The sequence below is a fragment of the Haloechinothrix alba genome (assembly GCF_900188115.1).
Taxonomy (GTDB): domain Bacteria; phylum Actinomycetota; class Actinomycetes; order Mycobacteriales; family Pseudonocardiaceae; genus Haloechinothrix; species Haloechinothrix alba.
On the sequence record NZ_FZNW01000014.1, the window covers coordinates 127824 to 139773 of the forward strand.

Genomic DNA, 11950 nt, shown 5'->3' on the forward strand with positions numbered 1-11950 from the left:
TTGCGGTGCCTGCGGTCACGTGGCGAGGGAGGGCACGGCGTGAACGGCACGATGACCCGTGGGGGAGATCGGGTATGAGTGGGCGGTTACCTGACGCCAGGGGACGCATCGCGTTCATCGACATCGGCCGGACGATCGCGGCGTTGCTGATCTTCTACGTGCATGTCGACGGCTTCTACGTTCGCGAGGTGTACGGTTCGACGCTGCTCGATCGGGCCTTGCAAAGCACGTTCGCGGAGCCGTTCGGCTTCGAGGAGTACGACTTCGCCGCGGCGGGCCTGGGGTTTTTCTTCCTGGCCAGCGGGTTCGTGGTTACTCCGATCGTGCTGAAGATGGGTGCGCCGCGGTTCGTGTTGAATCGCTTCTTCCGCCTCTACCCGCTCATCGTCGTCACGGTCCTGCTGAGTGCAGCACTGACCGCGGTCGGCATCCGCGTCATGCTGACGGGCTCGGTACCCGACGTCACCGTGGGAACGGTTCTCAGCAATATCGCGCTCGTCAACTTCTCGACAGCACCGTACGAGCCGCTGGTCGCCGTCGCCTGGTCGCTCGCGATCGAGATCCTCTTCTACGCGACTCTCGTGCTCGTGCTTCCCGTACTGCGGCGGTGGCTCTGGCTGGCGATCGCGGTGCAGCTCGAGCTGGTGTTCATTGCCGTCCTGCTGCACAACCAGCTCGGGGAAGGCTACGTGTACTTCGCCTCGCAGATGGCCTACGTGCTTGTGCCGATCATGGGACAGATCATCTGGGCCGGGTGGACCCGGAAGATCCCGGCCTGGGGCGCGCTCGCGTATCTGGGCGTGTCGTGGGTCCTGTACGTATGGGCGGACCCTGTCGGGACGATGCACATGAACTACGGCCTCCGTACCGAGCCGGTCGCCATCGCTGTTCTGGCGTTCCTGGTCGGGCTCGGGTTCGAGAGGCACCTGCGGCAACGCCGGTTCTGGGCCGAAGGGTCCGAGCGCGTCTACTCGCTGTACCTGATTCACGGAGTCGTCGCGATATCGGTGATGCACACCCTGCACGGGGCCATGCCGGTGTGGCTGGTCTTTCTGGTGGGCGTGCTGGTGACGTTCGCCGCTGTCGAGGTCTCGCACAGGCTTGTCGAGCAACCCAGCCACAACCTGGGGCGCAGGCTGTCCGGCAGGCCGACGTACGGCGACCGGCGAGTCTGTGGTGACCGCAACCGTGTGACCGGTCGGCATTCGGCAGGCGAGGTGGAGCCGGCGCGGTCACCGGAACCCACGGTAGCCGCGGAGTCCTTGCCGGGTGCGTCGGCGAGCGCGACCCAGCCGGAGTCACCCGGGACATCGGAGTCGCCGGAGGCGGCGCACCGCGGTCACGAGGTGGACCCGACGCGCGGGTGACCGCGGCTCGTCGCCCTACCCGAACCCCGCCTGGCGCAGGGCGTCGGCCATGCTTCCCTTGGGCGTGTCGTCGCGCCGGCCGCCCCCGCGTTGCTTGCCCCGCTGCCCGTTCTTCCCGGAACCGCCCTGCTTACCGCCGCCCTGCTTGCCGCCGCTCTGCTTGCCGCCCTGCTTGCCGCCGCCTCGGGGTGCGGGCTTGCCGCCTGCCTCGTCGTCGAGTCGCATGGTCAGCGAGATGCGGTTGCGCGTGGTATCCACCTCGGTCACCTTGACCCGGACGACATCGCCGGACTTGACGACATCGCGTGGGTCGGAGACGAACTCGGTGGACATCGCCGAGATGTGTACCAGCCCGTCCTGGTGCACGCCGACGTCGACGAAAGCACCGAACTTGGCGACGTTGGTGACGGCACCCTCCAGGACCATGCCCGGCTCGAGGTCGGAGATCTTCTCGATCCCCTCGGCGAACCGGGCAGTGGTGAACGCGGGCCGGGGGTCACGTCCCGGCTTGTTCAGCTCGGCCAGGATGTCGGTGACGGTTGGCAGTCCGAACCGCTCGTCGACGAACCGGTTCGGGTCCAGGGAGTTCACTGTGGACTCGTCCCCGATCAGCTCCTGGATACCGACGCCGACGGCGTCCAGGATGCGGTGGACGACCGGGTAGGCCTCGGGGTGCACGCTCGACGCGTCCAGCGGGTCGTCGCCGCCGGAGATGCGCAGGAAGCCCGCGCACTGCTCGAAGGCCTTCGGCCCGAGGCGGGGAACGTCGGTCAGCTCCTTCCGGGAGCGGAACCGCCCTTGCTGGTTGCGGTGCTCGACGATGTTCTCGGCCAGCGAGGACCCGATTCCCGAGACGCGGGCCAGCAGCGGGGCCGAAGCGGTGTTGAGGTCGACTCCCACCGCGTTCACGCAGTCCTCCACCACGGCGTCCAGCGACCGCGACAGCGACGACTCCGGCAGGTCGTGCTGGTACTGGCCGACGCCGATGGACTTCGGTTCGATCTTGACCAGCTCGGCGAGGGGGTCCTGCAGCCTGCGCGCGATGGATGCCGCTCCGCGCAGCGAGACGTCCAGCTCACCGAGCTCGGCGGCGGCGATCGCTGATGCCGAGTACACCGAAGCCCCTGCCTCGGAGACCATCGCCTTCGTGAGCCCGCGCTCGGGGTGGCGCTTGATCAGGTCAGCGGCCAGGCGATCGGTCTCGCGGGAGGCGGTGCCGTTGCCGATGGCGACCAGCTCCACCTCGTGTGCCCGTGCCAGGCGTTCCAGCGTGGCGATCGCCTCGTCCCAGTTGTTCTGCGGCTGGTGCGGGTAGATCGTGTCGGTGTCGACGACCTTGCCCGTCGGGTCGATCACCGCGACTTTCACGCCGGTGCGGTACCCGGGGTCGAGGCCGATGGTGGCGCGGGTGCCGGCGGGTGCGGCGAGCAGCAGGTCACGCAGGTTGCCCGCGAAGACCCGCACGGCCTCCTCCTCGGCAGCCTGCCGCAGCCGCGCGCGCAGGTCGATACCGAGGTGCAGCAGGATCTTGGTGCGCCACGCCCAGCGCACCGTCTCGGTCAACCACCGGTCGGCGGGCCGCCCGCGGTCGTCGATGCCCGCGTGGGCGGCGATGCGCAGCTCGTAGTCACTCGGGCCGTCCGGTTGTTCGCCGGGCGCCTGTGGCGCCATGGTGAGATCGAGAACGTCCTCCTTCTCCCCGCGCAGCAGCGCGAGGGTCCGGTGTGACGGAAGCTTGGTGAAGGCCTCGGAGTACTCGAAGTAGTCGGCGAACTTCGCGCCGGACTCCTGCTTGCCCTCGCGCACCCGCGAGACCAGGTAACCGTTCGCCCACATGCGCTCGCGCAGCTCGCCGATCAGGTCGGCGTCCTCGGCGAAGCGCTCGACCAGGATCGCCCGCGCGCCGTCGAGCGCGGCCTTGGTGTCGGCGACACCCGCCTCGGCGTCCACGTAGTCCTGCGCGGTGCCCTCGGGGTCGTGGCTCGGGTCACCGAGCAGGGTGTCGGCGAGGGGTTCCAGGCCCGCTTCCCGTGCGATCTGCCCCTTCGTGCGGCGCTTGGGCTTGTACGGCAGGTAGATGTCCTCGAGCCGAGCCTTGGTCTCGGCCGCGCGGATGCGCGCTTCCAGCTCGTCGTCGAGCTTGCCCTGCTCACGGATGGAGTCGAGGATCGTCGTTCGCCGGTCTTCCAGCTCACGCAGGTAACGCAGCCGCTCGTCGAGGGTGCGCAGCTGGGTGTCATCCAGCGACCCGGTGACCTCTTTGCGGTAGCGGGCGACGAACGGGACGGTCGCCCCGTCGTCGAGCAACCCGGCCGCCGCGGCGACCTGGCGCTCGGCCACCCCCAGTTCCTCGGCGATCCGCTGGTGTATCGACGGTGTGCCCACGGTCGTCATCGATCCTCTCGCAGTCCTTCTCGCGGTCCGGCTTGCACAGGCGCGCGTTCGCGGCCGGGAACGGTATTCTCGCCGAGACCCGCACCGCCCTGTCACCTGGCCCGGCGATTGGCAGGCCGGATGCAATTGACTTAGTGACAATAGGTCGGCATGGTGTGTGTCATGAGCTACACCGAAGTCGCGTACTCCGTCGCGGACCGGATCGCCACCATCGCGCTGAACCGTCCACAGGCACGCAACGGGTACACGATCACGATGTCCGACGAGCTGGAGGACGCCTTCAGCCGTGCCGACTCCGACCCTGACGTGCGTGTCGTCGTGTTCACCGGGGAAGGTACCGACTTCTGTGTCGGTGCCGACCTGTCCGCGGGCTCGCTCGAGGTCGCCGGCGATGACACCGGCGGCGGCGGTGAAGCGGGTGGTGAGCAGTCCTGGCAGGAACCGGCAGGGCGCTGCTCGAGACGGATCTTCGCGAGCAACAAGCCGGTCATCGCCGCCATCCGGGGTGCGGCGGTCGGAGCGGGCTCGACGATCATCCTGCCCGCCGACTATCGCCTGGCCGCGACGGACGCGCGGTTCGGCTTCGTGTTCTCCCGCAGGGGTATCTACCCGGAAGGCGCATCGACCTGGTTCCTGCCCCGGCTCGTCGGGCTCGGCACCGCGCTCGACTGGATGGTCTCGGGCCGGGTGTTCGGCGCGGAGGAGGCCGCCCGCGCGGGGCTGGTGCACCAGCTGCACGAACCGGAGGACGTGCTCGACAAGGCCTACGAGCTGGCACGTGACCTCGCGGACAACACGGCCCCGGTATCGGTCGCCGTGATCAGGCAGATGCTGTACCGGATGAGCCCGCTGGACTCCCCTGACCCGGTGCACGAGGTCGACTCCCGGCTGATTGCCGAGTGCGCTAGTGACCCGGACGCCGTGGAGGGGATCATGGCGTTCTTGCAGCGGAGGGCCCCCGAGTTCAGCGGGACCGTGGACAAGGACATCCCGGCGTGGCTGCCCTGGCGCGAGAAGCCCTGAGGTCGACGATGCGGCAAAATGGCACCTCATGAGTACCGAGACGGTCCCACGGTGGCGGCGGCTCGAGCCGGACGAGCGGCGCGAGCAGATCCTCGAGTGCGCTATCCGCCAATTCGGGGAGCGACCGTACGCGGCGGTGTCCACCAGTGACGTCGCCCGTGAAGCAGGCGTGGCGCGCGGGTTGATCAACCACTACTTCGGCTCCAAGCGCGGCCTCTACCTGGAGGTGGTGCGCCGGATGGTGATCGTCTCCGATGAGCACGTGCCGAAGCTGCCTGCGGGCTCGTTGGAGGAGCAGGTCGACGCGGCCGTGGACTGGCTGCTCGGGGCGATCGGCGTGCACGGCAAGACATGGATCGCCGTGATCGGCGCGGAAGGGGTCGGGGACGACCCCGAGGTCGAGCGCATCCTGGCCGAGGCCGACGAGCGCGCGGCGGAGTACGTGGTGCAGGTGGTCGGGCTGGACGACGTGGCTTCGCACGGCGCGGAGCTACGCGCGCTGATCCGTGCCTTCGGCGGGATGGTCAAGGCGGCGGGCAGGGAGTGGATCAGCAAGGGCACGTTGAGCAGGGAGCAGGTACACTTCCTGCTCAGCCAGCAGCTCATCCACCTGACACGGGAGATCTTCCCGCGTCTGCGTCAGCTGGGCTGACCGCGCGGCCCTACAGCCGTTCGGCCGCGCGAGCCAGCTTGCCTGCCAGGCTCGCGATCATCGCGCGTAGCAGGCGTGCCGTCAGCGCACCGGTACCCGGCAGGCGTTCGGTGAAGCTGCCGCTCCACGTGATGTCGGTTCCACCGTCGGCGCGCGGGGACAGCTGTACGTCACCGCGGTAGTCGCGCATCGGGGACGGGGTGAGGAGCACGTACCCGTGCAGCTTGTCCTGCTCGTGCGCGACGGTCTGCTCCCGCAGGCCGAGCGGCCCCAGCCCGACCTTGCGGATGGCGCCGACTCCGCCGGGCTCCGGGTCGCCCTTGGTGATCAACGATGACGTCGGGACGATCGGCTTGGCCCACTCCGACCACCGGGAACCGTCGCTGAGCAGGTCGAACAGGGTGGCGGGATCGGCACCGCTCGTCCGCTGCACCTCGTAGGTGAATGTTCGCCCAGCCATCGGGATCCTCCCGTGCTCGAATCGTGCCGTGCTTCTCACCGGCCAGCCTACGGTGTACGCGCGCCGGGGTCGCCGGCAGCCGGGTCCCAGCGTGCTGCCGAGGTGCGCGACTGCCGTGTGAGGATGGCATGGTGCCCACCCCACGCGACCCAGCCGCCCCGCTGTGGCTGGTGCAGTTGCTCCGTGGGAGCTCGGTTCCTGTGCCGTGGGGCCGCGCGTTACGGGCGGTGCTGGCGCTCGCCGTTCCGCTGGCCGTCGCGTTCCCGGCGGAGCGGCCCGAGTACGGGGTGCTCGTCTCGGTGGGCGCGCTACCGGCCGTGCTCGCCGACCGGGGCGGCTCGTACCGGCAGCGCGCGTTCCGGCTCGGATCGTCGTCGCTCGCGGCCACGTTCGGTTTCGCTGTCGGGCTGCTGACCAAGGACGCCCCGCTGGTCTCCGCGGGGGTGGTCGTGCTGGTGGCCATGCTGTCGGTGCTGGTCAGCTCGGTCGGCGACACCGTGTCCATCGCGGGTCTGATGATGCTCGTGTTCACGGTGCTCGGCGCGGGGCAGTACCTGGTGGGAGTGGGGATACCGGCGATACTCGGCTCCTTCCTGGTGGGCATCGCCTGGAGCCTGGTGGTCGGGCTGGCGGGTTGGGCGGTGCGCGGAACCAGCCCGGAACGGGCTGCGGTCGCGCAGGTGTTCGTGGAGCTGTCCGTGTTGCTGTCCGTGCGGGACGCGGACACGGCACGGGCGGCGCGGCACCAGCTCACGATCGCCATGAACAGCGCGTACGACCAGCTGCTGTCCGCGAGGGCCCGGCTACCGCGAAGGGACGCGGCCTACCGCAGGCTGCTGACGCTGCTGTCCGAGGCGACGCCGCTGGTGGAGGCCGCGGTGGCGATGGTCAACTCGGGCCGGCGCGCGCCTCGCCCGGTGATCGATCATCTGATGCACGTCGCGGCAGCGGTACTCGGCGGCACCCGGCTGCCCGAGCGCCCTCCCGTCGAGGAGGGCCCGAGCTCCTCGGTCGCGGACGGCGCGCTGTACGCGGGCCTGGCGCGGCTGGGGCACGGTGACGAGCGCGCACCCCGCCCGCCCGCCTCGCCGCGCGTGTGGCTGCGCGAGCAGCTGGCCGGTCTCACCGCCGACAGGGCCACGTGGCTCGGCGTAGCGCGGCTGGCGCTGTGCATGGCCATCGCCGAAGCACTGAGCCTCGTCATGCCGCTCGGGCATGCGCACTGGATCCCACTGACCGTCGCGCTGGTGCTCAAGCCGGAACTGGGGTCGGTGTTCGGGCGGGCGGTGCTGCGCGGGATCGGCACGGTCGGCGGCGTCGGCCTCGGCGCGCTCGTGCTGCTCGCCTACCCGCACGGCTGGGTGCTCGCGGCGCTGGCGGCGATGTTCGCCGCGGGCGTGGCCATCGGCAAGGCGTTCAACTACGGCATCCTCAGCGCGTGCATCACGCCGCTGATCATCATCCAGATGGACGTGCAGAACCTGGGTGAGCCCTCACTGCTCGTCGAGCGGCTGACGCACACCTTGCTCGGCTGCGCGGTGGTACTGGTGTTCGGGTACTGGCTGTGGCCGGGGGCGCGGCACCGGCACCCCGGGCCCGCGGCCGCCGACGCGATCGATGCGGTGTGCCGTTATGTCGACATCGGCCTGCGCAACGTGGGGCCGGACGCCGACCGGGTGGAGCGCAGGCGCGCGAGGCGGCGGGCCTACCGGGCGCTGGCGAACCTCCGCGCGGCGCTCGCACACGTCCTTGTGGAACCGTCCCCGGCCGGTCGCAGGGCGATCGAGCTGTGGTCGGTGACCGTGGGGCTCGAGCGGGTGAGCGACGCCGTGACCGAGGTGTGTGTCAGCGCCGACCACGGCGGCGCGCGCCCGACCGAGGTCGAGATCGGCCGGTTGACCGCGGCGATCGCCGAGCTCGCCGCCGCTGTACGGCAGGGGCGGGAACCGGAACGGACGCCGTTGCCGGAGGCGCGGGACGGCACCGCGCTCGCCGCGCTGAACCAGCAGGTCGACGCGGTACTGGACACGTTGCGGGGCGCTCACACGTGAGCAGGGGCATCCCGCGCGGTTCGCGCCCGTCCCCGGGACGCGCTACACGGCAGCCGTGGCGACGGTGCCGTCCAGCGCGGTGACCCTGCCACCTTGCGCGCCGAGCGTGCGCAGGGCATGGGCGGCCTCGGGTCCGGCGAGGTCGATCCGCACCTCGGCTCGCTCGCGGGTCCGGCTCTGGGCCAGCTCGGTCGCGCCCCGGTGCCCGCTCATGATCGTCGCGCGCAACGACCCTGTGGAGGCAAGCGCCCCGCGCGCCGCGCCGAGCATTCCGAGCGCCTCGTCGATGGCCGGTAGCAGGGCCTCCCGGTTGCCTTCGGTCATCGCCGTGGTCAGCTCGGGCCGACCGCCCGCGACCCGGGTGCCGTCGGTGAACGACCCCGCGGCCAGCGCCATCGCCAGTGGCCCGCCTTGCGCGCCGACGCTGGCCAGCACCGCGGACAGGATGTGTGGCAGGTGCGAGATGCGCGCCACCGCCGCGTCGTGCTCTGCCGCCGAGGTGGGGACCACGTGTGCCCCCGCGTCGAGGGCGAGCCGGGCGATCTCGGCCCACGGTGTGAGGTCGCCGTCCTCGGCGCAGATCACCCACGCTGCGCCGTCGAACAGCGCGGCGTCACCGGCCGCCCAGCCGGAACGGGTGGACCCGGTCATCGGGTGGCCGCCGACGAACGCCGCGTTCGGCACCAGGCGGCCGACCCGCTCGGACACCGGTCGCTTGACGCTTGTGACGTCGGTGAGCACACAGCGTGGGGCATGCTCGGCCACCGCGCCCAGTACCGCGTCGATCGCTGTCAGCGGGACCGCGAGCACGACGATCGCGTCCTGCTCCGCGGCTCGCCGCAACGCCGCGCCGACATCGGTGTGCACGTCGAACCCGTCGGCGGTGGCGGCCGCGACGTCCTCGGGGGCCTCGGCCGCACCCCACACCTTCCGGCCCGCCCGGGCTGCCGCGCGCAACACCGACCCGCCGATCAGCCCGAGCCCGACCACGCATACGTCTCGCACGCGCGCCATCCTGCCTCATGCACGCGCGTCGAGCGCGAACGCCGCGTACATCGCCACGCCGTGCGGTAGCGCGGCCTCGTCGAACACCACCCGGTTGGAGTGGTTCGCCGGAGCGGTGTCGAGGTCCGTTCCCGGTGGGCAGGCGCCGAGGAACGCGAACGAGCCGGGTACGCGTTCCAGCACGTAGGAGAAGTCCTCCGCGCCCATCAGCGGCTGGGCCATCGGTTCGGCGTGCTTCTCGCCGAGCACCGCCTTCGCCAGCTCGAGTGTCCGGTCCGACTCGCCTGAGGAGGTGACCGTCGGCGGGTAACCGGTCTCCAGCCTGACCTCGACCTCGCAGCCGTGCGCGGCGCCGACGTGCTCGCACACCCGGGCAAGCGTGTCGTGCAGCAGCTTCCTGTTGTCCGCCGAGAGGGTGCGGATCGTGCCCTCCAGCTCGGCGGACTCCGGGATGATGTTGGACGTGGTGCCTGCGGACATGCGCGTCACCGTCAGCACGGCGGGGTCGAACGGGTCGATCTTCCTGGTCACGTTCGCCTGTAGTGCGCCGACCATCTCGGCCGCCGCTGGTATCGGGTCACACGCGCCGTGCGGCGCCGAACCGTGCCCGCCCCTTCCTCTGACCAGCACCCGGAACTGGTCTGCCGCGGCGAGGATCGGGCCGGGCCGGGTGGATACCTGCCCTGACGGGGTATTGCCCTGGATGTGCAGGGCGAAGGCGCGTGTCACACGTCCTCCGGCGGCGTCGAGCACCCCGTCGTCGAGCATGTACCGCGCCCCGTGGTGCCCTTCCTCGCCCGGCTGGAACATCAGCACCACCGAGCCGGGCAGCTCGTCGGTGTGCGCGGCGAGCAACCGGGCCGCCGAGCTGAGCATCGCTACGTGGGTGTCGTGCCCGCAGGCGTGCATGACCCCGTCGACCGTGGAGGCGAAGTCCAGGCCGGTGTCCTCCCGCAGGGGTAGGGCGTCCATATCGGCACGCAGCAGGATCGTGGGCCCGGGGCGAGCTCCGCGTAGTACGGCTGTCACCCCGCTTGTGCTGTCGGCGCAGGTGATCTCCAGCGGGAGATCGGCAAGCTCGTCGAGCAGGGTCTGCCGCGTGCGGGGGAGGTCGAGTCCCAGTTCGGGTCTGCGGTGTATCGCGCGCCGTACCGCGATCGTGCGGTCCTGTAGTTCCACGGCTTCGCTGAGTAACCAGGCGAGGTCGCGCGGAGGGTGGGCACGGTCGCCTTCGGAGTCCGCTCGGTCCATACGGAGTGATCTTGGCACGATTCTTGGTATTCCGGTATGCGTTCCGGCCGTGAGGGGAATACCGTGTGCGCATGGCGGAGCGAGAGTCGATCGCGGGGTTCGCGATCGCTGCCGTGCGGGAAGACGGTAACTGGCAGTGCAGCACGCTCGATCCGAGCGCACTGACCGAGCTGGACGCGGCGCTGACAGAGCTGCGCAAGGTCAGAACCAGCGGTGCCGTGCTCGGGCTGCTCGCCGTCGATGACGAGTTCTTCGTCGTGATCCGCCCGTCGCCGAGCAAGATATCCCTGCTGCTGTCCGACGCGGCTGCCGCGCTCGACTACGACATCGCCGCCGACGTGCTCGACGTGCTCCGCGTCCCGACGCCGGGGGAGGACGACGACGAGGTGTGGTCCGAGGGGGATCTGGATATCCTGGCGGACTTCGGCCTGCCTGCCGACGAGTTGGAGATGATCGCCGCCGAGATCGAGCTGTACCCGGACGAGCAGCTGCAGATGATCGCCCAGCGGTGCGGGTTCGCCGAGGCCCTCGGCGAGGTACTCGACCAGGACTGATTCGGGTGCGTGAGCGCGAGCACGCCGAGCTGGTGCGCGTGGCCATCGATGCCGCTCGCCCGGCTCGTGAGGAGGCCGACGTGCCGGTCGGGGCCGCGGTGTTCGCCCCGGACGGCACCGAGCTCGCTCGCGCTTGCAACGCCCGTGAGGCGCTCGGCGACCCCACGGCGCATGCCGAGGTACTCGCGCTCCGCTCGGCGGCGGCGCGGTGGGGCGACGGGTGGCGGCTGAGCGGCTGCACGCTCGCGGTGACGGTCGAGCCCTGCACGATGTGCGCCGGTGCACTGGTGCTCGCGCGGGTCTCGCGGCTGGTCTTCGGGGCGTGGGAGCCGCGGACCGGGGCGGTCGGCTCGTTGTGGGACGTGGTGCGTGACCGGCGCCTCAATCACCGGCCCGAGGTCATCGGCGGGGTGCTCGCCGGGGAGTGCTCGGCGTTGCTCGACGAGTTCTTCGCTGCTCATCGCGGCGATCCCCCCACGGAGTGAAGATGTCCGTCGCGCCGTGAAAACCGCCGCTCGAGGCGCAATCGTGGAGGAGGACCCGAGCGGCAAGGACGCGGGTCCGTCCCGACAACAGGGAGACGCCATGGGCATCCTCGACAAGATCAGGAACAGGGCCGGGCAGGCCGCGGGCAGCGCCAAGGAGAAGGCGGGCGAGGTCGCGGGCGACGACGAGCTCGCCGACTCCGGCAAGGCGGACCGCCTCGAGGGGCAGGCGAAGGAAGCAGGCAACGAGTTGACGGACAAGGCCGAGGACGCGGCCGAGCAAGCCAGGGACAAGGCAGGCGGAGCGATCTCGGACGCCAAGGGCAAGCGGGACGACAGGTTCGACGACGAGGACTGAACGCATGCCGGGGGATGCCGTTCACGCGCGAGGGGAGCCCCCCTTTCCGGATCCGGCTGAGGCGGGCAGGTAGCCTTGTCGGCGGTAGCGTGTCCGAGCGGCCTAAGGAGCTCGCCTCGAAAGCGAGTGACGGTTGACCCCGTCCGTGGGTTCGAATCCCACCGCTACCGCACGGTGAAACGCCGCCGCTTCGCACTCGTGGAGCGGCGGCGTTTTCTGCTGAGTAGGTGTGGCGTTGGTCGCATCCGCCACCGGATCGCCATCGCGCCTGCGCGCCGGATGTAGAACGACGTTACGATCACAGGGTTATGTCGTTCGAGTGGTGAAAGCCCTCACACGCCATCGCGATA

At 70.4% G+C, this 11950-nt stretch carries 11 protein-coding genes and 1 tRNA gene; 8 read left to right on the forward strand and 4 right to left on the reverse strand.

Annotated elements, in window-relative coordinates; genetic code table 11:
* Positions 1-74 precede the first annotated feature (74 nt).
* The gene (locus tag CHB84_RS14850; protein WP_089302205.1) at positions 75-1367 is read left to right on the forward strand and encodes an acyltransferase family protein; all 1293 of its coding nucleotides are present in this window, start codon (positions 75-77) and stop codon (positions 1365-1367) included.
* Positions 1368-1382: 15 nt separating this feature from the next.
* Here CHB84_RS14850 and CHB84_RS14855 read toward each other — a convergent pair whose 3' ends face one another.
* Complete coding sequence (locus CHB84_RS14855; RefSeq protein WP_089302206.1) at positions 1383-3761, reverse strand: Tex family protein; 2379 nt, start codon at positions 3759-3761, stop codon at positions 1383-1385.
* A gap of 162 nt (positions 3762-3923) precedes the next feature.
* Here CHB84_RS14855 and CHB84_RS14860 point away from each other — a divergent pair, with 162 nt between their 5' ends.
* Together CHB84_RS14860 and CHB84_RS14865 are read left to right on the forward strand one after the other, a co-directional pair.
* Positions 3924-4784: an enoyl-CoA hydratase-related protein gene (locus tag CHB84_RS14860; protein ID WP_089302207.1), complete on the forward strand. Its 861-nt coding sequence runs from the start codon at positions 3924-3926 to the stop codon at positions 4782-4784.
* Between the two features lie 28 nt (positions 4785-4812).
* Positions 4813-5436, forward strand: coding sequence for a TetR/AcrR family transcriptional regulator (locus CHB84_RS14865; protein WP_089302208.1), 624 nt, complete (start codon positions 4813-4815; stop codon positions 5434-5436).
* A gap of 10 nt (positions 5437-5446) precedes the next feature.
* On the opposite strand, the gene CHB84_RS14870 is transcribed toward CHB84_RS14865, so the two are convergent.
* On the reverse strand, positions 5447-5896 hold the full coding sequence (locus tag CHB84_RS14870) for an SRPBCC family protein (RefSeq protein WP_089302209.1): 450 nt from the start codon (positions 5894-5896) through the stop codon (positions 5447-5449).
* A 131-nt stretch (positions 5897-6027) separates the two neighbouring features.
* Between CHB84_RS14870 and CHB84_RS14875 the strand changes: the two genes are divergently transcribed.
* Positions 6028-7947, forward strand: a complete 1920-nt coding sequence (locus tag CHB84_RS14875; RefSeq protein WP_176439977.1) for an FUSC family protein — start codon at positions 6028-6030, stop codon at positions 7945-7947.
* Positions 7948-7989: 42 nt separating this feature from the next.
* Here CHB84_RS14875 and CHB84_RS14880 read toward each other — a convergent pair whose 3' ends face one another.
* Positions 7990-8961 carry a prephenate dehydrogenase gene (locus CHB84_RS14880; protein WP_089302211.1) on the reverse strand — a complete coding sequence of 324 codons (972 nt, stop codon included), beginning with the start codon at positions 8959-8961 and terminating at the stop codon, positions 7990-7992.
* A 6-nt stretch (positions 8962-8967) separates the two neighbouring features.
* Complete coding sequence (locus CHB84_RS14885) at positions 8968-10203, reverse strand: M20 metallopeptidase family protein (protein ID WP_089302212.1); 1236 nt, start codon at positions 10201-10203, stop codon at positions 8968-8970.
* 71 nt (positions 10204-10274) lie between these two features.
* Here CHB84_RS14885 and CHB84_RS14890 point away from each other — a divergent pair, with 71 nt between their 5' ends.
* The 4 genes from CHB84_RS14890 to CHB84_RS14905 all read left to right on the forward strand — a co-directional run bounded on the left by CHB84_RS14890 (position 10275) and on the right by CHB84_RS14905 (position 11770).
* A complete protein-coding gene (locus CHB84_RS14890; protein WP_089302213.1) occupies positions 10275-10757 on the forward strand; it encodes a tRNA adenosine deaminase-associated protein in 483 nt (160 codons plus the stop codon).
* Between the two features lie 5 nt (positions 10758-10762).
* Entirely contained in the window at positions 10763-11242 is a 480-nt protein-coding gene (locus CHB84_RS14895) for a nucleoside deaminase (RefSeq protein WP_089302214.1), read from the forward strand.
* 100 nt (positions 11243-11342) lie between these two features.
* The gene (locus CHB84_RS14900) at positions 11343-11600 is read left to right on the forward strand and encodes a CsbD family protein (protein ID WP_089302215.1); all 258 of its coding nucleotides are present in this window, start codon (positions 11343-11345) and stop codon (positions 11598-11600) included.
* An 83-nt stretch (positions 11601-11683) separates the two neighbouring features.
* A tRNA-Ser gene (locus CHB84_RS14905) sits at positions 11684-11770 on the forward strand.
* The last annotated feature ends 180 nt before the right edge of the window (positions 11771-11950 follow it).

Bases quoted from the DNA above. Each gene is read 5' to 3' on its own strand.
- CHB84_RS14850 (WP_089302205.1), top strand. From the start codon at position 75: ATGAGTGGGCGGTTACCTGACGCCAGGGGACGCATCGCGTTCATCGAC.
- CHB84_RS14885 (WP_089302212.1), bottom strand. From the start codon at position 10,203: ATGGACCGAGCGGACTCCGAAGGCGACCGTGCCCACCCTCCGCGCGAC.
- CHB84_RS14865 (WP_089302208.1), top strand. From the start codon at position 4,813: ATGAGTACCGAGACGGTCCCACGGTGGCGGCGGCTCGAGCCGGACGAG.
- CHB84_RS14890 (WP_089302213.1), top strand. From the start codon at position 10,275: ATGGCGGAGCGAGAGTCGATCGCGGGGTTCGCGATCGCTGCCGTGCGG.
- CHB84_RS14860 (WP_089302207.1), top strand. From the start codon at position 3,924: ATGAGCTACACCGAAGTCGCGTACTCCGTCGCGGACCGGATCGCCACC.
- CHB84_RS14900 (WP_089302215.1), top strand. From the start codon at position 11,343: ATGGGCATCCTCGACAAGATCAGGAACAGGGCCGGGCAGGCCGCGGGC.
- CHB84_RS14870 (WP_089302209.1), bottom strand. From the start codon at position 5,896: ATGGCTGGGCGAACATTCACCTACGAGGTGCAGCGGACGAGCGGTGCC.
- CHB84_RS14855 (WP_089302206.1), bottom strand. From the start codon at position 3,761: ATGACGACCGTGGGCACACCGTCGATACACCAGCGGATCGCCGAGGAA.
- CHB84_RS14880 (WP_089302211.1), bottom strand. From the start codon at position 8,961: ATGGCGCGCGTGCGAGACGTATGCGTGGTCGGGCTCGGGCTGATCGGC.